Below are 18791 nucleotides of genomic sequence, written 5' to 3'. Positions count from 1 at the left end.
GGCACGGCGTGACGGGCGGCGCGGCCGCTACTCGCCCGTCCCCAGCAACCCCGGCCGCCCTTCGTGTGCCGCCTGGGCGCGCTGCTGGATGAATTCGATCAGCATCGCGATGGCGCGCGGGTGATGCCGGTTGGGCATGTACAGCATGTACATGCCGCGCCCGAAGATGCTCAGGCGCCATTGCGGCAGCGCGGCCACCAGGTCGCCGCGCGCGACGTCGTCGTGCACCACGTAGTCCGGCACCACGCCCACCCCCAGGCCGGCCAGCATGGCGTCGCGCAGGAAGGCGTAGTTGCGCGAGATGATGGTGGGTTCCAGCACCACGTGCTGGCGCGGCAGCCCGCCGTAGTAGGCCGACAGGCGCAGCGGCCGGCCGATGACGGCGGCGCTGATGACCGGCAATCGGGTCAGGTCTTCAGGCCGGGCCGGCAGGCCGCGCGTGGCAGCGAAATCCGGCGAGGCGCAGGCCACGTAGCGCACCTGCCCCAGCTCGCGCGCCACCAGGTTCTGCGGCGGCTCGGACATGATGCGCACCGCGATGTCGACCTCGTCGCGCAGCAGGTCGTCGACGCTGTTCTCGAACAGCACGTCCAGCACGATGTCGGGATAGGTCTTCTTGAATTCCAGCAGCCACGGGGTCATGACGAACTGGCCGTAGCCGCTGGGCACGCTCAGGCGCACCTTGCCCTGCGGCGTCTTGCCCAGGCTTTCGACGGCTTCGCGCGCCGCCGCGAGTTCGTCCTGGATGCTGCGGCCGTGCTGGTACAGCTTCAGTCCGATTTCCGTGGGTTCGACGTGGCGGGTCGTGCGGCGCAACAGTTGCATGCCGACGGCGCGCTCGAGCTGGGTCAGGTGGTAGCTGACGTTGGCGCGGGTCATTTTCAGGCGGCGCGCGGCCTCGCTGAGGTTGCCGGCGTCCAGGATCTCTACCAGCAGGGTCAGGGCTTTGGTGTCCATGTCGAATCTCCTCGGCGGATTGTCAATTTTTTTTATCATCAATGTCAATTATTGATGTCATTGTCAAGACTTCTTTACTGGGAAAGAATAAGCGAATACAAGACGGGCCGTCCCTGGCCCGCCAGGCGCCGTGACTGCGCCGCGTCCCCCTCCGGGGCGTGCCGACCTGCTTGAAAAGCCCCGCGCGATTCAATGTCGGCGCACCCTGTCCAGGCCAGCGCGGGCGGCGAGCCCTACCGGAGACACTGTCCCATGACAGCCAGCGCAAACGCCGGCGCGGTGCACACGCGCCGCGACGGCGACATTCTTGTCGTCACCCTCGACCATCCCCCCGTCAATGCCCTCAGCTTCGCGGTACGCGGCGGCCTCGCACGCGCCATCGACGAAGCCGAAGCCGACCCGCAGGTCCGGGCGGTGCTGCTGACCGGCGCGGGCAAGAACTTCATTGCCGGCGCCGACATCCGCGAATTCGGCAAGCCGCCCGTGCCGCCCAGCCTGCCCGACGTCTGCAACCGCATCGAAGCCTGCGCCAAGCCGGTGGTGGCGGTGCTGCAAGGCGCCGCGCTGGGCGGCGGCCTGGAAGTCGCGCTGGCTGCGCATTACCGCGTGGCGCTGGCCAGCGCCAAGCTGGGCCTGCCCGAGGTCACGCTGGGCCTGTTGCCCGGTGCCGGCGGCACCCAGCGCACGCCGCGCCTGATCGGCGCGCAGGCCGCGCTGGACCTGATGCTGTCCGGCAAGCCGCTGGCCGCGCCGGCGGCGGTGGCCGCCGGGCTGGTCGACGAACTCGCCTCCGGCGCCGACCCGCTGGCCGCCGGCCTGGACTACGCCCGCCGCCTGCTGGCGCAAGGCACCCAGCCGCGCCGCAGCCGCGATGGCCGCGCCCTGGACGACAAGGCCGCCGCGCTGGCTGCCGTCAACGCCGCCAGCCAGCAGGTCGCGAGCACCGCCCGCGGCCTGTTCTCGCCCGCCAAGATCGTTGACGCCGTGCGCGCCGCCATCGAGCAGCCCTTCGACGAAGGCCTGCGCACCGAACGCGCGCTGTTCCTGCAATGCCTGGACAGCCCGCAGCGCGCCGGCCTCATCCACGCCTTTTTCGCCGAACGCGACACCGCCAAGATTCCCGAACTGAAAGAAGCCCAGCCGCGCCCGCTGGACACCGTGGGCGTGATCGGCGGCGGCACCATGGGCGCGGGCATCGTGGTGGCGCTGCTGGACGCCGGCCTGCCCACCGTCATGGTCGAACAGGACGACGCCGCGCTGGAGCGCGGCCGCAAGCGGGTCGAACAGGTCTACGACCTGCTGGTGAAAAAAGGCCGCATGACGGCCGACGAACGCCGCGCGCGGCTGGCGCGCTTTACCGGCGCCACGCACTACGACGCGCTGGCCGGCGCCGACCTGATCATCGAGGCCGTGTTCGAGGACATGGACGTCAAGCTGGCCGTGTTCGCGCAACTGGACCGCGTGGCCAAGCCGGGCGCGGTGCTGGCCACCAACACGTCCTACCTGGACGTGGACCGCATCGCCCAAGGCACCGGCCGCCCGGCCGACGTGCTGGGGCTGCACTTCTTTTCGCCGGCCAACATCATGAAGCTGCTGGAAGTGGTGGTGGGTCGCGAGACGGGCGCCGACACGGTGGCCACCGGCTTTGAACTGGCCCGCCGGCTGCGCAAGATTCCGGTGCGCGCGGGCGTGTGCGACGGCTTCATCGGCAACCGCATCCTGGCCGTGCACCGCCAGGCGGCCGACATGATGATGGAAGACGGCGCGTCGCCCTACGACATCGATGCCGCCGTGCGTGAATTCGGCTACCCCATGGGGCCCTACCAGATGGCCGACCTGGCCGGCGGCGACATCGGCTGGGCCACGCGCAAGCGCCGCGCCGCCACCCGCGATCCGGCCCTGCGCTACGTGCAGATTCCCGACCGCCTGTGCGAACGCGGCTGGTTCGGCCAGAAGACCGGCCGCGGCTTCTACCTGTACCCCGATGGCGCGCGCACCGGCACGCCCGACCCGGACGTGCTGGCCATCATCGAAGCCGAGCGCCAGCGCGCCGGGGTCACCCCGCGCCCCTTCAGCCACGAAGACATCCAGCGCCGCTACCTGGCCGCCATGATCAACGAAGCCGCCAACGTGCTGCACCAGGGCATCGCGCTGCGCCCGTCGGATATCGACATGGTGTTCCTGTCCGGCTACGGCTTTCCGCGCTATCGCGGCGGGCCGATGCACTACGCCGACCGCGTGGGCCTGGCGAACGTGCTGGCCGACATCCGCGCGTTTGCGAAAGAAGACCCGGCGTTCTGGAAGCCGTCGCCGCTGCTGGTGCAGCTGGCCGAATCCGGACGCGATTTCGCCAGCCTGAACCCCGCCGGCTGACGCCCCACCCCTTTCACCTACCCGGATACCGACATGCGCGAAGCCGTTATCGTTTCCACCGCCCGCACGCCCATCACCAAGGCGCAACGCGGCGAATTCAACCTGATCGCCGGCCCCACGCTGGCCGCCCACGCCGTGCGCGCCGCCGTCGAGCGCAGCGGCATCGACCCGGCCCTGATCGAAGACGCCATCCTGGGCTGCGGCTACCCCGAAGGCGCCACCGGCCGCAACATCGGCCGCCAGGCCGTCATCCGCGCCGGGCTGCCCGTGAGCATCGGCGGCGCCACCGTCAACCGCTATTGCGCCTCGGGCCTGCAGGCCATCGCCTCGGCCGCGGCGCGCATCGTCATGGACGGCGCGCCCGCCATGATCGCGGGCGGCGTCGAATGCGTGTCGCACATCCGCACCCGCGACGATGGCGTCAGCGGCATGGACCCCTGGATCGTCGCCAACAAGCCCGAGCTGTACCTGCCCATGATCGAGACCGCCGACATCGTCGCGGCCCGCTATGGCATCAGCCGCGAGGCGCAAGACCGCTTCGCCGCGCAAAGCCAGGCGCGTACCGAAGCGGCCCAGGCCGCCGGCCGCTATCGCGAGGAAATCATCGCCGTCACCACCACCATGTCGGTCACCGACCGCGCCACCGGCGCCGTGACCGAGCGCGAAGTGACGATCGACAAAGACACCTGCAACCGCCCCGGCACCACCTACGAGGCCCTGGCCGCGCTGGCCCCGGTGCGCGGCGCCGGCCAGTTCGTCACGGCCGGCAACGCCTCGCAGCTGTCCGACGGCGCCGCGGCCTGCGTGCTGATGGAAGCAGATGAAGCCAAGCGCGCCGGCATCCGACCGCTGGGCGCCTTCCGCGGCCTGGCCGTGGCCGGCTGCGAGCCCGACGAAATGGGCATCGGCCCGGTCTACGCCGTGCCCAAGCTGCTGGCCCGCCATGGCCTGAAAGTCCAGGACATCGACCTGTGGGAACTGAACGAAGCCTTTGCCTCGCAGGCCCTGTACTGCCAGGAACGCCTGGGCATCCCCATGGACCGCCTGAACGTGGACGGCGGCTCGATCGCGCTGGGCCACCCGTTCGGCGTCACCGGCGCCCGCCTGGCCGGCCACGTGCTGATCGAAGGCCGCCGCCGCGGCGCCCGCTACGCCGTCGTCACGATGTGCGTGGGCGGCGGCATGGGCGCGGCCGGCCTGTTTGAAATCTACTGAGGAACCGCGTCATGGATCTGGAATTCACCCCCGAAGAAAACGCCTTCCGCGATGAAGTGCGCGCCTTCCTGGCCGCCCACCTGCCCACGCGCCTGTCGGACAAGGTCATCCAGGGCAAGCTGCTGGCGCGCGCCGACATGGTCGAATGGCACGCCATCCTGAACCGCCAGGGCTGGCTGGCCAGCCATTGGCCCGTCGAGCATGGCGGCACCGGCTGGAGCACCACGCAGAAGTTCATCTTCGACAACGAATGCGCCCTGGCCGGTGCGCCGCGCATCGTGCCGTTCGGCCTGAGCATGCTGGGCCCGGTGCTGATCAAGTACGGCAACGAGGCCCAGAAGCGCCACTGGCTGCCGCGCATCCTGGATGGCACCGACTGGTGGTGCCAGGGCTATTCCGAACCCGGCGCGGGCTCGGACCTGGCGTCCGTCAAGACCACCGCCGTACGCAGCGACGACGGCCGCCACTACGTCGTCAATGGCCAGAAGACCTGGACCACCCTGGGCCAGTACGCCAACATGATCTTCTGCCTGGTGCGTACGTCCAGCGAAGGCCGGCGCCAGGAAGGCATCAGCTTTCTCCTGATCGACATGGCCAGCCCCGGCATCGAAGTGCGCCCCATCATCACGCTGGACGGCGAACACGAAGTCAATGAAGTGTTCTTTTCCGATGTGCGCGTGCCGGTCGAGAACCTGGTGGGCGAAGAGAACCGCGGCTGGACCTGCGCCAAGTACCTGTTGACCTACGAACGCACCAACATTGCCGGCGTGGGCCAATCCACCGCCGCGCTCGAACGCCTGAAGGCGGTGGCGGCCAGCCAGAAGAAAAACGGCAAGCCCCTGGACCAGGACCCGGACTTTGCCGCCCGGCTGGCGCGGGTGGAAATCGAACTGGCCAACATGCGCACCACCAACCTGCGCGTGGTGGCGGCCGCGGCCGGCGGTGGCGCGCCGGGCGCCGAAAGCTCGATGCTGAAGATCCGCGGCACCCAGATCCGCCAGGAAATCACGGCGCTGAACCGCCGCGCCATGGGCCCCTACGCCCGCCCCTTCGTGCCCGAAGCGCTGCACGACGGCTACGACGCCGCGCCCATCGGCCCGGACGGCGCCGACAGCGCCGCGGCGCAGTACTTCAACAACCGCAAGCTGTCGATCTTCGGCGGCTCCAACGAAATCCAGAAGAACATCATCTCGAAGATGATCCTGGGACTGTAAAGGCCGGCCATGAACTTTGAACACACCGAAGACCGGCGCATGCTGTCCGACATGCTGCGCCGCTTTGTCGCAGAGCAATACGACTTCGCCACCCGCGAGCGCAACGCCAGGCTGCCGCAAGGCTACAGCCCCGACTTCTGGCGCCGCTACGCCGAACTGGGCGCCATCGGCGCGCTGTTCGCCGAAGAACACGGCGGCCTGGGCGGCGCGGGCTTTGACATTACCGTGGTGTTCGAGGCGCTGGGCCGCGGCCTGGTGCTCGAACCCTTGCTGGACGCCCTGATGGTGGGCAGCGCCATCGCGCGGGTCGGCAACGCCGCGCAGCGCGACGCGCTGGACGGCCTGATCGCCGGCGGCATCACCGCCGCGCTGGCCGCGGCCGAGCCGCAATCCGGCTACGCGCTGTCCGACGTGCGCACGCGCGCCGAACGCAGCGGCGACGGCTGGGTCCTGAATGGCGCCAAGGCCGTGGTGGCGGCGGGCGAGCATGCCGACCTGTTCCTGGTGTCGGCCCGCACGGCGGGCGCCGACGATGACGAGGCCGGCATCAGCCTGTTCCTGGTCAGCGCCGGCACGCCGGGGCTGACGGCGCGCGGCTATGGCCTGATCGACGGCGGCCGCGCGGCCGAGCTCACGTTCGAGCAGGTCGCCCTGGGCCCGGACAGCCTGCTGGGCGAGGCCGGCGCCGGCTACGCCGTGCTGGAACACGCCACCGGCCGCGGCATCCTGGCGCTGTGCGCAGAGGCCGTGGGCGCCATGGACTGCGCCCGCGACGCCACCCTGGAATACCTGCGCACGCGCCGTCAGTTCGGCGTGCCCATCGGCAGTTTCCAGGCATTGCAACACCGCATGGCCGACGTGCTGCTGGAAATCGAGCAGGCGCGTTCGGCGGTCATCAACGCCGCCGCGGCGCTGGACCACCCCGACCGCGTCACCCGCGAACGCGCGCTGTCGGCCGCCAAATACACCATCGGCCGCATCGGCACGCTGGTGGCCGAAGAAAGCATCCAGCTGCACGGCGGCATCGGCATGACCTGGGAATTGCCGCTGGCGCACTACGCCAAGCGCCTGGTCATGATCGACCACCAACTGGGCGACGAAGACCACCACCTGCGGCGCTACATCGCGCTGGGGCAGGCATGATCGGCAAGGACACGACCATGACCCAGGCCTACGCCGCCCCGCCTATCGCCCCGCCCTTTTCGGCGCCGTTTCCGGTCAAGACCGCCGCCGACGTCGCACGCCTGGCGGCCCGGCCGCTGGCCGACACGCTGACGGTGCAAAGCACCTACGAGATCTTCCGCAATTCGGCCGCGGCCTTTGGCGCGCGCAAGGCGCTCACCTTCCTGCGCAGCGCCGACCCGGACGACTCGCCCATCCACTGGAGCTACAACGAGCTGCTGGCCGGGATCCACCAGACCGCCAACCTGCTGCATCGCCTGGGCGTCGGGCCGCGCGACGCGGTGGGCGTGCTGCTGCCCGGCTGCCTGGAATACCACCTGGCGCTGTGGGGCACCGAGGCCGCCGGCATCGTGCAGCCCCTGAACCCGCTGCTGACCGACGACAAGCTGGCCTCGCTCTTGACCACCGCCGGAGCCAAGGTGCTGATCGCCTACGGCTCGGACGCGGAATGCGGCGCCTGGTCCAAGGCACTGCGCCTGGTCGAACGCGTGCCGTCCCTGAAGACGCTGCTGCGCGTGGCGCCGCACGACGAGGCGCCCGACCAGCGCCCCACCCTGCCGGACTTCGCGCAGGACTTCAACGCGGCGCGGGCCGGGCAGCCGATGGACCGCCTGGTCAGCGAACGCGTCATCCGCGCCGAAGACGTGGCGGCGTATTTCCATACGGGCGGCACCACCGGCGCGCCCAAGCTGGCCATCCACACCCACGCCAACCAGGTCTTCACCGCCTGGGCCGCCGTGCAGCTGCAAGGCGCCGGGCCGGGCGACGTGGTCATCAACGGCTATCCGCTGTTCCATGTGGCGGGCGTGCTGCCGGCCTCGCTGGCGGCGCTGTCGGCCGGCGTGCAGACCGTCATCCCCACGACGCTGCTGCTGCGCAACCGCGACGTGCTGCGCAACTACTGGCGGCTGGTCGAGCGCCACCGCGCCACCTCGCTGCAGGGCGTGCCCACCATCCTGGCCGCGCTGGCCGACATTCCGCTGGCCGGGGCCGATATTTCCTCGCTGCGCTATTGCCGCACGGGGGCCGCGCCCTTGCCGGCCGAGCTGGCTGCGCGCTTCGAACGGCTGTTCGGCCTGCACGTGAACGAAAGCCTGGGCATGACCGAAATGGCCGGCATCACGTCCATCACGCCGCCGGGCTCGCGCTTTCCGGTCAATTGCGTGGGCTTTCCGCTGCCCTACGTGCAGGTGCGCGTGGCCGCGCTGGACACGCCCGCCGGCCAGCCCGCGCGCGACCTGCCGCCGGGCCAGCCCGGCATGCTGCTGTTCAAGTCGCCCAACGTGATTCCGGGTTTCCTCGACCCCGAGGACACCGCGCGCGCCTTCACCGACGACGGCTGGCTGATCAGCGGCGACGTGGGCGTGCTGGACGCCGAGGGCCGTCTGCACCTGCAAGGCCGCGCCAAGGACCTGATCATCCGCAGCGGCCACAACATCGACCCCAAGACCATCGAAGACGCCCTGGCCACGCACCCCGCGGTGCACATCTGCGCCGCCGTCGGCGCGCCCGACCCCTACGCCGGCGAACTGCCCATCGCCTTCGTCACGCTGGCCGAGGGCGCCGACGTGTCCGAAGCCGACCTGGTGGCCTATGCCGCCGCCCATGTCGACGAAGGCCCCGCGCGGCCCAAGCGGGTCATCGTGCTCGAACACATGCCCATGACCAACGTGGGCAAGATCTACAAGCCCGACCTGCGCCGCCTGGCCACGGCCGTGTCGGTGCAGGCGGTGGTCGAGCGGGTGCTGCAAAGCGCCGGCCTGCCGCCGGACAGTGCTGTCCTGCGCGTGCTGGCCGACGCGCAACCTGACGTCGCCGTAGAAGTCGACGCAACCACCCCCGCGCCGCTGAAGGAGCAGCTGCGCGAGGCGCTGGCCCGTTTGCCGGTCAAGGTCGCCGTCCACGGCTGACGACTGGCGCCCCCATAAAAAACACACAGGAGACAACCCCATCATGGTCCACCCCCCCCTGCGCCGCACCTGCCTGGCTGCCCTGCTGGCGCTGGCCGGCATCGCACTGGCCCCCGCCGCGTCGGCGCAAAGCGCCTTTCCCACCAAGCCCATCACCGTGATCGTGCCGTTCCCGGCCGGCGGGTCCACCGACCGCCACCTGCGCATCGTGGCGCAGGACGCGTCCAGGTACCTGGGCCAGACGGTCATCATCGAAAACCGCCCCGGCGCCGGCGGCACGCTGGGCCCGGCCACCATGTCGCGCACCGCCAAGCCCGACGGCTACACGGTCGCGCTATACACCCTGGCCATGCTGCGCATGCCCTACATGCAGAAGACCACCTGGGACCCGATCAACGACTTCACCTTCATCATCGGGCTGTCGGGCTATACCTTCGGCGTCACCGTGCGCGCCGATTCGCCGTTCAAGACCTTCAACGAATACATCGAGGCCGCGCGCAAGAACCCGGGCAGCGTCGATTACGGCTCGACCGGCGTGGGGTCGTCGCCGCACCTGCTGATGGAAGAAGTCGCCCTCAATGCCAAGGTCAAGCTGAACCACGTGCCCTACAAGGGCAACGCCGACATGCAGCAGGCGCTGCTGGGCGGCCACGTCATGGCGCAAAGCGACGGCACCGGCTGGGACCAGTTCGTGGACTCGGGCAAGATGCGCCTGTTGGTCACCTTCGGCGAAAAGCGCACCACCCGCTGGCCCGACGTGCCGACCGCGCTGGAACTGGGCTACAAGGTCAGTTCCACGTCGCCGTACGGCCTGGCCGGCCCCAAGGGCATGGACCCGGCGGTGGTCAAGGTGCTGCACGATGCCTTCAAGAAGGCCTTGCTCGATCCGGCCAGCCTGGACGTGATGAAGCAGCTGAACCAGGAACCCGTCTACCGCGACAGCGCCGACTACAAGGCGTGGGCGCAGGCCACCTACACGAAGGAAAAGGGCCTGATCGAGTACCTGGGGCTGATGGCGAAGGATTGACGCCGCCGCGCGCCGGGCGGCTTCGGCCCGGCGTGCGAGGGGGTCAAAGGCCAGGAGTCAAGGCGGGGCTTGGCGCGCAGCCTGGCCCCGCCTGTGCTTTTCAGAAGGCACTCTTGTACGCGTACAGGCCCGGGGCGCCGCCCGTCATCACGAACAGCACGGCGGCATCCGGCGCATGGTGGCCGGCGCGCACGTCGGCCAACAGGCCCGCGAAGGCCTTGCCGGAATACACCGGGTCCAGCAGCAGCCCTTCGCTGCGGGCCAGCAATTCCACCGCCTCGACCATGGCCGGGGTGGGCACGCCGTAGCCCGGGCCGCGCTGGCTGCCGTCCACCACGATGTCGGCCGGTGCCAGGGCTTCTGGCGCGGCCTGCTCTGCATCCGGCCCGGCCTGCAGCAGCGCCAGCGTGGCGGCCGTGAGATCCAGCGTCTTGGCGTGGGCGACCGCCTGCTCGGCCAGCGTGGAGAACGATTGCACCGTCGCCGCCGGCTTGCCCGCCGCGATCATGCCCGCGGCCAGCCCGGCGTGCGTGCCGGCGCTGCCGTTGGCCACCACCACGCGGGTGAATTCCACGCCGGATTCGCGCGACTGCGCCAGGATTTCCAGCGCGCAGGCCGCGTAGCCCAGCGCGCCCGTGGGCGTGGACCCGCCCAGCGGCGCCAGGTAGACGCGGCGGCCGGCCAGTTCCAGCGTGCGCACGCGTTCCAGCGCCGCGGCCATGGCATCGGCGCCGGCCGGCAGGTCATGCACCACCGCGCCCAGCAGGCGATTCAGCAGCATGTTGCCGTTTTCTTCGTAGTCGGCATCGCTGCGCGGCACGACGCGGCCCAGCACCAGCTCGCAGGCCAGGCCGGCGCGGGCGGCTGCCGCCGCCGTCAGGCGCGCGTGGTTCGATTGCAGGCCGCCCACGGTCACGACCGTGTCGGCGCCCATGCCGCGCGCCTCGCCCAGCAGGAATTCCAGCTTGCGCAGCTTGTTGCCGCCACCGCCCAGCGACATGTGATCGTCGCGCTTGACGTACAGGCGCACGCCATTGGCCGCCGTGCCCAGGGCCGCTTCCAGGCGGGCCAGGCGCTGGATCGGCGTGGGGCCGTCAAGCAAGGCGTAACGGGGAAAGCGCTGCAGCGCAGCGGCAAGATCGATGGCCATGGAGGGGTTTCCGAAAAGCAGGGATGAAGGCAGGCCGATGGACAGCCCGGAAGTCAGTGCGGACGTCGGCGTCAAGCCGTGCGGATGTCAGCCCGGACATCCGCGCGCAAGACGCCAGCAGACCCCAGCAGGATACGCCAAGACCGCCCCGCGATTCATCATGTCTGTCAGGGCGATTGTGTAGCGCTCGACAGCAATCGCGGTGCCGCCGCATCAGGCCGCAGGCAATCCCTGCGCCGCCTGGCCGATCTGGTCGAAACAGATGTCGCGCGCGATGCGGGTGGCGGGGCTTTCGCTGCGGCCGCGCAGCGTGACGAAGGCGAAGTGTGCGGCGATGTCGAAATCGGCCGGCGGCGGCACGCGCGCCAGCACACCCGCTGCCACGAGCGAGGCCGCCGACGCCAGCACGCCCAGGAACACGGCGTCCGACTGCGCGGCGATATCCAGCAGGCAGGCAATGTCTTCGCTTTCCCGGTGCAGCGCAAAACCCTCTGGCCTGGCCGCGGCGACGCGCCGGGCGATCTCGGGCGACAGGCCGGTGGACATGACCGGATACGCCAGCACCTGCGGCAGCGACGGCCGCGGGCCTTGCAACAGCGGGTGGCCGGGCCGGCAGACAAAGCCCGAGGCCAGCGCCGGCATCGGCGCCACGTCCAGGTCGGCGTCGTTGTCCAGCGTGCGCACATGCACCACCAGCGCATCCAGCGTGCGTTCGCGCAGGCTGACCAGCAGCGAATCGGTGGGCCCGCGCGACAGCTTGACGCGCAGCGCGGGGTGGCCGTGCAGCATGCGGCGCATCAGCGGCACGCTGAGCAAGGCGCTGGGCGCGGCGCCCAGGCCCAACGCCACCGAGCCGGTCTGGCCCTGCGCCAGCATCTCGGCTTCGCGGCGGATTTCGTGCACTTCGGCCAGCACGCGGCGGGCGCGCTGCGCCACCTGGCGGCCCAGCGGCGTGGCCTCGTTGCGCTTGCCGATGCGATCGACCAGCGGCGCGCCCAATTCGGCTTCCAGCAACTGAATGCTGCGGCTGAACGCCGGCTGCGACAGGTGCAGCGCTTCGGCCGCCCGGGTGAAGGAGCCGGTTTCCAGCAGCGCCACCAGGTGGGCCAGTTGCGACAGGTTCATGAGTGGATCGCCTCGTCAGGTGGGCACAAAACCATGCATAAAACGCATTGTAATCAGCCAATCAATCGATTGGACAGATGAAATCACCGCTTCTAGCATTCTGGAAAACACTACGACACACCAAGGGACCTTCATGAAAAAGCTGCTGTTTTCCGCTGTAGCCATCGTGGCCGCGCTGGGCGCGGGCATTGCCCGGGCCGACGATTACCCCGCCCGCCCCGTCTCGCTGATGGTGCCCTACCCGGCCGGCGCGGCCAGCGACATCACCGCCCGCGCGCTGCAAGGCCCGATGGCGCAGGCGCTGGGCGGCCAGGTCATCGTGGAAAACCTGGGCGGGGCCAACGGCGCGCTGGGTGCCAACCGCGTGCTGGGCGCAGGGGCCGACGGCTATTACCTGTTCCAGGGCTCGCCCAACGAACTGATCCTGGCCGGGCTGACCAATAAGTCGGTCAGGTACAAGCCGGAAGCGTTCCGCATGATCGCGCCGGTGGCGACCTCGCCGTATGTGGTGGTGACCCGCGCCGACCTGGGCGCGGCCAATGTCGACGAACTGGTGGCCATGGCGCGCGCGCGCAGCGTGCCGCTGACGTACGGATCGGGCGGTGCCGGGTCGATGATCCACCTGATCACCGAAGCGCTGTCGCGCCGCGCCGGTGTCCCGTTGACGCACATTCCGTACCGCGGCGGTGCGCCGCTGATCACCGACATGGCCGGCGGCCAGATCGACTTTGCCATCATGCCGTACCAGGCCAACTATGACGACCTGCGGCGCGAGGGTCGGCTCAGGATCATCGGCACGCTCAACCGCGAACGCCTGGCGGCGCTGCCCGACGTGCCCAGCGTGCAGGAAAGCGCCAGCCTGAAAGACTTCAACTACGCCATCTGGACCGCCTACCTGGTCAAGCAGGGCACGCCCGACGCGGTGGTGCAGAAGCTGCATGCCGCCGTCGAGGCATCCCTGGCCGATCCCGCGGCGCGCAAAACGCTGCTGGCCCAGGGCAAGATCCTGTTCGATCCGCAGACCCTGGCCGACAGCGCCGCCTTCTATGCCGAACAGACCGCCGCCCTGACCGAACTGGTGCGCGCCAGCGGTTTCACGGCGGACTGAGCGCCCGGCGCTTCCTCTTACTCGCCCCGCGCGGCCGCCGCGGGGGCCTGCATTCCGATCCATGGAGTTCCGCATGTCCGACACCCTGATCCAGCCCGTGCTGGCGCATCTTGCAGCACGCCAGCCGCTGATCGAGCATTGGCTCAAGGCCTTCCTGCGCATTCCCAGCGTCAGTGCCGATCCGGCCTTTGCGCCAGGCATGGCGCAAGCGCGTGACTTCCTGTGCGAACGGCTGCGCCGCGAAGGCCTGGCCAACGTGCAGTTGCTGGACGGCGGCGGCGAGCCGGCCGTCTACGGCGAATGGCTGGGCGCGCCCGGCAAGCCCACGCTGCTGATCTACGGCCATTACGACGTGCAGCCGGCCGATCCGCTGGACCTGTGGCGCACGCCGCCTTTCGAACCCACCGAGATCGACGGCCGGCTGTATGCCCGCGGCACGTCCGACGTCAAAGGGTCGACCACGGTCGCGCTGGAAGTGGTGTTCGCCTACCTGGCCACGCTGCGCAGCTGCCCGGTCAACATCAAGCTCTTCATCGAAGGCGAGGAAGAAACCGGCAGCCCCACCTTGCGCACCCTGATCCAGCGCCACGGGCCGCTGCTGGCCGCCGACGCGGTGCTGTCGGCCGACGGCGGCCGCGCCAGCGCGCAGGTGCCCACCATCAATACCGGCGCGCGCGGCCACGCAGCGCTGGAAATCCGCCTGCGCACGGCCGGCAAGGACCTGCATTCGGGCCGTTACGGCGGTGGCGTGCGCAATGCGCTGCACGAAATGGCGGCGCTGCTGGCCACGCTGCACGCGGCGGACGGCCGCGTGGCGGTGGCCGGCTTTGATGACGACGCCACGCCGCCCACGCCGCGCCAGCGCCAGGACACCGCCGCCTTTCCGTACGACGAAGCCGCCTTCTTCACCGACGTGGGCGCAGCCAGCCACGGCGAGCCCGGCTACAGCCCGCGCGAACGCATCACGCTGCGCCCGGCGCTGGACGTGAACGGCATGTGGGGCGGCTACACCGGCGCGGGCACCAAGACCATCATCCCGTGCGAGGCCGCGGCCAAGCTGACGGTGCGCGTGGTGCAGGGCCAGGACCCCGCCCGGGTCATCCGCGCCGTGCTGGCCCACCTGCAAGCCGCCTGCCCGCCCGGCTGCGCGCTGGACGTGACCGCCCTGACCGACGGTTCGCCCGCCTCGACCCTGGCGCCCCGGCATCCGCTGGTACGCGCGGCCAGCGACGTGCTGCGGGCCAGCGCCGGCCAGGAACCGATCCACGTGCGGCTGGGCGCCAGCGTGCCGATCACGTCGCTGTTCAAGGAAACGCTGGGCATCGACACGCTGATGTTCGGCTTCAACCTGCCGGACGAGGACGTGCATGCCCCCAATGAGTTCTTCCGGCTGGGTTCGATCCGCGAAGGCGTGCAGGCCTGGACGCGGCTGCTGGACGCGTTGAGCCGCTATACGCCGGCGGCGTTCAGGCAGGGCTGACGGGCGGCCGCCACACGCGGTCAGCAGGCGCGGCGCCCTGGCGCCGCGGGCCCGGCCGTTCCTGGCCTGCGCGCGCCAGCGCCGGGGCGCCAGCGGGGCCAAGGCGCCGCCACCGCATTCGCGCACAGGTTTGGTATGCAATAAATGTTGCCTTTCCTGTACGCGTTTTTGCTAGACTGACTGCCCTGCGTTCTCCCCTGTCGGCCATTGTTGCCGCGCCCAATGACCGAGCAAGCCCTTCCCGACCCCAGTGCCGACGATATCGCCCGCGCCATCGCCGCCGCCATCGTGGCCCACCGCCTGCCCCCGGGCACCCGTCTGCGCGAAGAGGCCCTGGCGCGGGTCTACAAGGTCAGCCGCACCAAGATCCGCGCGGCGCTCCTGATGCTGTCCAAGGACAAGCTGATCAACATCGTGCCCGACAAGGGCGCCTTCGTCAGCAAGCCCGACGCCAACGAGGCGCGCGAGGTCTACGCCGTGCGCCGCATCCTGGAAGCGGCGCTGGCGCGCGAATTCGTGGCGCGGGCCACCGCCGCCGACTACCGCCGCATCGACGCCCACCTGGCCGAGGAACGCGCCGCGGTGGAAAGCGGCGACGTGCAGGCACGCAACCGCCTGCTGGGCGACTTCCATATCCTGCTGGCCGAGACGGTGGGCAATTCGGTGCTGACGGGCATGCTGCGCGAACTGTCGGCGCGCAGCGCCGTCATTACCGTGCTGTATCAAAGCTCGCACGACGCCAGTTGCTCGTCGCGCGAACACCATGCCTTCATCGAGGCCGCGCGCGCCGGCGACGCCGAACGCGCCTGCGCGCTGATGGACGAGCACCTGGAACACGTGCAGACCGCCCTGGACTTCAACGAAGACGACCGCGCCGGCGGCGACCTGGTGACCGCCCTGCTCAGCTGACGTGCAGCGAGTTTGATCCCGCTCAACTTGTGCCACATGGCCGCCCGATACAGTGGTACGTAGACGGCCGCCATTCGCGGGGGCCGCGGCACAAGCACGGGAGACATCATGTACAAGCACATCCTCATCCCCACGGACGGCTCGCCGCTGTCCACGGAAGGCGTCGTCAAAGCCCTGGACCTGGCCCGCGCGCTGGGGGCCCAGGTCACCATCCTGACCGTCGAAGAGCCCTTTCATGTGTTTGCCATGGGCGCGGCCCAGGTGGCCCACAACCTGAACGAATACCAGGACCAGATCCGCGCCCAGGCCGAACGCCTGCTGAGCGCGGCGGCGTCGCAGGCGCGCGAAGCCGGCGTGCCGTGCGAAACGCTGCGCGCCACGCACGAAGACCCCTACCAGGCCATCATCGACGCCGCCCGCGACCGCCGCTGCGACCTGATCGCCATGGCCTCGCACGGCCGCCGCGGCATGGCCGCCGTGGTGCTGGGCAGCCAGACGCAGAAGGTGCTGGCGCATTCCACGACGCCGGTGCTGGTGTACCGCAAGCAGGCTTGAGCGTCGTCCCGTGCGGTGTTTGACGGCGCCGCGGGCCGGCAGGCATGCCGGCTCGCGGCGGCGGCACGATCACGCCCCCGGACGCAGCAATTGCCCCATTCTTTCCTGTATCCACTGTTCGGTGGGGCTGGGGCTGCGGCCCTGCAGCCATAGCGTGCGCACCGACAGCGGCGGCAGGGACAGGCCCGCACACGGCACGCCGACCAGATCGTTGCGATAGCCCTCGTATTCGGCGATGTTCAGCGGCAGGATCGCCCAGCCCAGGCCGTCGGCCGCCATCGCCGCAATGCTGTAGAAGCTGTCCGAACGCCAGGCTGATGGGCTCATCACCACGTCCTGCACGCCGTCCATCTGCATCACCAGCTGGCGATGCCGCGCCAGGTCGTTGCGCGTGACGTCGCGCAGCGCGGCCAGCGCATGCCCACGCGCCACGAAGATGCCCTGCCCCACGTCGCCTAGATAGCGATGGGCGAACGCCGCCCCCGGATCCCCCCGGTCGAAATGAAACGCCACGCTGGCGCGGCCCTGCTGCACATAGTCGGCCACTTCGGTGGCCGTGCCGTTCAGCTGGGTCAGTTCCAGCGCCGGGAAGCGCGCCGACACCTCTTTGACCAGTTCGCCCAGCACCAGGTAGGGCAAGGCTTCGTCCAGCGCCACGCACAGGCGCGCATCCTGCCCGGCGGCGAACGACAGCGCGCGCTGCTCCAGCCCCGCCGCCTGGCGCAGCAGTTCGCGCGCCTCTTGCAGCAGCACCTGGCCCGCCTGCGTCAACGTGGCGTTGCGGCGCGAGCGGTCGAACAGTTCCACCCCCAGGTCGGCCTCCAGCAGGCCCAGCGACGTGCTGACGGCCGATTGCGCCCGGCCCAGTTGCCGGGCCGCCGCCGAGAACGAGCCCGCGTCGGCCGCCGCCACGAAATGCCTCAGCTGATCCAACGTCCAGTTCATGATGGCCCCTTTCAATCCATCTATTTTATAGATGCAATCAAACTTTTTATAGAAATTATGTAGATAGATAATGGCGGCCTTACAGGAGTATCCCTATGACGCAGCGCAACCTTACCCACGCTGTCGCCCCAGCCGCCCCTGGCCGCTGGCTCGTGCTGGCCATCGTGTCCAGCGCCCTGTTGCTGATCGTGGTGGACATGACGGTGCTCTATACCGCCTTGCCCCGGCTCACGCACGAACTCGGCGTGACGGCCTCGTCCAAGCTCTGGATCGTCAACATCTACGCGCTGGTGGTTTCCGGCCTGCTGCTGGGTATGGGCACGCTGGGCGACCGCCTGGGCCACAAGCGCCTGTTCATGATGGGCCTGGTGGTGTTCGGCGCGGCCTCGCTGGCCGCGGCCTATTCGCCCAACCCGGGCGCCCTGATCGCCGCGCGCGCCGTGCTGGCGATCGGCGCGGCCATGATGATGCCGGCCACGCTGTCGATCCTGCGCCTGACCTTCACCGACGAACGCGAGCGCGCCGTCGCCATCGGCGTGTGGGCCTCGGTCGCCTCGGGCGGCGCCGCGCTGGGCCCGGTCATCGGCGGCGTGCTGCTGGAACACTTCTGGTGGGGCTCGGTGTTTCTCATCAACCTGCCCATCGTGCTGCTGGCGCTGCCGCTGGCGCGCCGCTACATTCCGGCCAGCCGCCCCGACCGCCAGCGCCCGTGGGACCTGACCGGTTCGCTGCAGGTCATGGCGGGCCTGATCCTGACGGCGTACGCCCTGAAGGAACTGGGCCGCGCCCAGCCGTCCTGGCTGCATGCCGGGCTGGCCTGCGTGGGCGGCGCCGCGATGCTGGCCGTCTTCGTGCGGCGCCAGCGCGCGCGGCCCTACCCGCTGATCGACTTCGCCATCTTCCGCAACCCCAGTTTCAGCTCGGCGGTGGCGTCGGCGCTGTTCGCCGCGGCCGCCCTGCTGGGCATGGAACTGGTCTTCAGCCAGCGCCTGCAGCTGGTGCTGGGCATGTCGCCGATCGACGCGGCGCTGTACATCCTGCCTTTGCCGCTGGCTGCCTTCATTGCCGGACCGCTGGCGGGCTGGCTGCTGTCGCGCGTGAGCGGCGCGCGGCTGCTGTTCGTGTCGCTGCTCGTGTCGGGCCTGGGCATGGCCGGCTACCTGTTCAGCTTCGATGGCGCCCTGGCCGCGCAGATGACCAGCCTGTGCGTGCTGGGCGTGGGCATCGGCGCCACCATGACGGCCGCATCCAGCACCATCATGCAAAGCGCCACGCCGGAACGCGCCGGCATGGCCGCGTCCATCGAAGAAGTGTCGTACGAACTGGGCGGCGCGCTGGGCGTGACGCTGATGGGCTCGATCCTGTCGGGCGTGTATGCCCACACGCTGGATGTGCCGGCGGGCTTGCCGGCCGCCGGCGCGGGCGCCGCGCGCGACAGCCTGGACGAAGCCCTGATCGTGGCCGAGGGCCTGTCGGCCGACCTGGGCGCCTCGCTGGCGCACCTGGCCCGCACGGCTTTCGATGCGGGCTACGGGTCATCGCCACGGCCACGGTGATGCTGCTGGGCACCGCCATCCTGGTGCTGCTGAACCGGCTGCGCGGCGGCGCCCGGTCACGCGGGGCGACGGCGGGCTGATCCTG

General features: G+C 70.0%; 14 protein-coding genes and 1 pseudogene. 11 read left to right on the top strand and 4 right to left on the bottom strand.

Annotated features, from left to right (window positions below; translation table 11 throughout):
* Positions 1 to 27: 27 nt before the first annotated feature.
* A complete protein-coding gene (locus AC6LJ2_RS02595; RefSeq protein ID WP_498150690.1) occupies positions 28 to 957 on the bottom strand; it encodes a LysR family transcriptional regulator in 930 nt (309 codons plus the stop codon).
* A gap of 252 nt (positions 958 to 1209) precedes the next feature.
* Here AC6LJ2_RS02595 and AC6LJ2_RS02590 point away from each other — a divergent pair, with 252 nt between their 5' ends.
* Genes AC6LJ2_RS02590 through AC6LJ2_RS02565 form a run of 6 tightly spaced genes read left to right on the top strand, consistent with a single transcriptional unit; the run spans position 1210 to position 9878 of the window.
* Complete coding sequence (locus tag AC6LJ2_RS02590; RefSeq protein WP_498150689.1) at positions 1210 to 3330, top strand: 3-hydroxyacyl-CoA dehydrogenase NAD-binding domain-containing protein; 2121 nt, start codon at positions 1210 to 1212, stop codon at positions 3328 to 3330.
* Positions 3331 to 3363: 33 nt separating this feature from the next.
* Positions 3364 to 4545 (top strand): acetyl-CoA C-acyltransferase, encoded by a 1182-nt coding sequence (locus AC6LJ2_RS02585; RefSeq protein ID WP_175220413.1) that lies wholly within the window; start codon positions 3364 to 3366, stop codon positions 4543 to 4545.
* Positions 4546 to 4556: 11 nt separating this feature from the next.
* On the top strand, positions 4557 to 5759 hold the full coding sequence (locus AC6LJ2_RS02580) for an acyl-CoA dehydrogenase family protein (RefSeq protein WP_263914495.1): 1203 nt from the start codon (positions 4557 to 4559) through the stop codon (positions 5757 to 5759).
* A 9-nt stretch (positions 5760 to 5768) separates the two neighbouring features.
* Positions 5769 to 6902 (top strand): acyl-CoA dehydrogenase family protein, encoded by a 1134-nt coding sequence (locus AC6LJ2_RS02575; RefSeq protein WP_498150688.1) that lies wholly within the window; start codon positions 5769 to 5771, stop codon positions 6900 to 6902.
* Between the two features lie 17 nt (positions 6903 to 6919).
* Positions 6920 to 8851 (top strand): acyl-CoA synthetase, encoded by a 1932-nt coding sequence (locus AC6LJ2_RS02570; RefSeq protein ID WP_498150702.1) that lies wholly within the window; start codon positions 6920 to 6922, stop codon positions 8849 to 8851.
* A gap of 43 nt (positions 8852 to 8894) precedes the next feature.
* Positions 8895 to 9878, top strand: a complete 984-nt coding sequence (locus AC6LJ2_RS02565; RefSeq protein WP_263914491.1) for a tripartite tricarboxylate transporter substrate binding protein — start codon at positions 8895 to 8897, stop codon at positions 9876 to 9878.
* A gap of 100 nt (positions 9879 to 9978) precedes the next feature.
* On the opposite strand, the gene AC6LJ2_RS02560 is transcribed toward AC6LJ2_RS02565, so the two are convergent.
* Together AC6LJ2_RS02560 and AC6LJ2_RS02555 are read right to left on the bottom strand one after the other, a co-directional pair.
* Entirely contained in the window at positions 9979 to 11028 is a 1050-nt protein-coding gene (locus AC6LJ2_RS02560) for a pyridoxal-phosphate dependent enzyme (RefSeq protein WP_263914490.1), read from the bottom strand.
* A 213-nt stretch (positions 11029 to 11241) separates the two neighbouring features.
* Positions 11242 to 12153, bottom strand: a complete 912-nt coding sequence (locus tag AC6LJ2_RS02555) for a LysR family transcriptional regulator (RefSeq protein ID WP_263914489.1) — start codon at positions 12151 to 12153, stop codon at positions 11242 to 11244.
* 133 nt (positions 12154 to 12286) lie between these two features.
* Here AC6LJ2_RS02555 and AC6LJ2_RS02550 point away from each other — a divergent pair, with 133 nt between their 5' ends.
* From AC6LJ2_RS02550 to AC6LJ2_RS02535, 4 genes are all read left to right on the top strand, one after another.
* Positions 12287 to 13261 (top strand): Bug family tripartite tricarboxylate transporter substrate binding protein, encoded by a 975-nt coding sequence (locus tag AC6LJ2_RS02550; RefSeq protein WP_263914488.1) that lies wholly within the window; start codon positions 12287 to 12289, stop codon positions 13259 to 13261.
* 73 nt (positions 13262 to 13334) lie between these two features.
* Entirely contained in the window at positions 13335 to 14741 is a 1407-nt protein-coding gene (locus AC6LJ2_RS02545; protein ID WP_498150687.1) for a dipeptidase, read from the top strand.
* Positions 14742 to 14963: 222 nt separating this feature from the next.
* A complete protein-coding gene (locus AC6LJ2_RS02540; RefSeq protein WP_263914486.1) occupies positions 14964 to 15650 on the top strand; it encodes a GntR family transcriptional regulator in 687 nt (228 codons plus the stop codon).
* A gap of 108 nt (positions 15651 to 15758) precedes the next feature.
* Entirely contained in the window at positions 15759 to 16205 is a 447-nt protein-coding gene (locus AC6LJ2_RS02535) for a universal stress protein (protein ID WP_263914485.1), read from the top strand.
* A gap of 69 nt (positions 16206 to 16274) precedes the next feature.
* Here AC6LJ2_RS02535 and AC6LJ2_RS02530 read toward each other — a convergent pair whose 3' ends face one another.
* Positions 16275 to 17150: a LysR family transcriptional regulator gene (locus AC6LJ2_RS02530; RefSeq protein ID WP_498150686.1), complete on the bottom strand. Its 876-nt coding sequence runs from the start codon at positions 17148 to 17150 to the stop codon at positions 16275 to 16277.
* Positions 17151 to 17245: 95 nt separating this feature from the next.
* Between AC6LJ2_RS02530 and AC6LJ2_RS02525 the strand changes: the two are divergent.
* A pseudogene (locus AC6LJ2_RS02525) lies at positions 17246 to 18786 on the top strand (MFS transporter).
* Positions 18787 to 18791 lie beyond the last annotated feature (5 nt).

It is taken from the genome of Achromobacter sp. 1014246743, from assembly GCF_059760725.1.
The sequence above is the reverse complement of the archived record's forward strand: the minus strand, read 5'-3'. Positions and strand labels throughout refer to the sequence as shown.

Bases quoted from the DNA above. Each gene is read 5' to 3' on its own strand.
- AC6LJ2_RS02555 (WP_263914489.1), bottom strand. From the start codon at position 12,153: ATGAACCTGTCGCAACTGGCCCACCTGGTGGCGCTGCTGGAAACCGGC.
- AC6LJ2_RS02570 (WP_498150702.1), top strand. From the start codon at position 6,920: ATGACCCAGGCCTACGCCGCCCCGCCTATCGCCCCGCCCTTTTCGGCG.
- AC6LJ2_RS02585 (WP_175220413.1), top strand. From the start codon at position 3,364: ATGCGCGAAGCCGTTATCGTTTCCACCGCCCGCACGCCCATCACCAAG.
- AC6LJ2_RS02530 (WP_498150686.1), bottom strand. From the start codon at position 17,150: ATGAACTGGACGTTGGATCAGCTGAGGCATTTCGTGGCGGCGGCCGAC.
- AC6LJ2_RS02560 (WP_263914490.1), bottom strand. From the start codon at position 11,028: ATGGCCATCGATCTTGCCGCTGCGCTGCAGCGCTTTCCCCGTTACGCC.
- AC6LJ2_RS02550 (WP_263914488.1), top strand. From the start codon at position 12,287: ATGAAAAAGCTGCTGTTTTCCGCTGTAGCCATCGTGGCCGCGCTGGGC.
- AC6LJ2_RS02580 (WP_263914495.1), top strand. From the start codon at position 4,557: ATGGATCTGGAATTCACCCCCGAAGAAAACGCCTTCCGCGATGAAGTG.
- AC6LJ2_RS02545 (WP_498150687.1), top strand. From the start codon at position 13,335: ATGTCCGACACCCTGATCCAGCCCGTGCTGGCGCATCTTGCAGCACGC.
- AC6LJ2_RS02540 (WP_263914486.1), top strand. From the start codon at position 14,964: ATGACCGAGCAAGCCCTTCCCGACCCCAGTGCCGACGATATCGCCCGC.
- AC6LJ2_RS02575 (WP_498150688.1), top strand. From the start codon at position 5,769: ATGAACTTTGAACACACCGAAGACCGGCGCATGCTGTCCGACATGCTG.
- AC6LJ2_RS02590 (WP_498150689.1), top strand. From the start codon at position 1,210: ATGACAGCCAGCGCAAACGCCGGCGCGGTGCACACGCGCCGCGACGGC.
- AC6LJ2_RS02565 (WP_263914491.1), top strand. From the start codon at position 8,895: ATGGTCCACCCCCCCCTGCGCCGCACCTGCCTGGCTGCCCTGCTGGCG.
- AC6LJ2_RS02595 (WP_498150690.1), bottom strand. From the start codon at position 957: ATGGACACCAAAGCCCTGACCCTGCTGGTAGAGATCCTGGACGCCGGC.
- AC6LJ2_RS02535 (WP_263914485.1), top strand. From the start codon at position 15,759: ATGTACAAGCACATCCTCATCCCCACGGACGGCTCGCCGCTGTCCACG.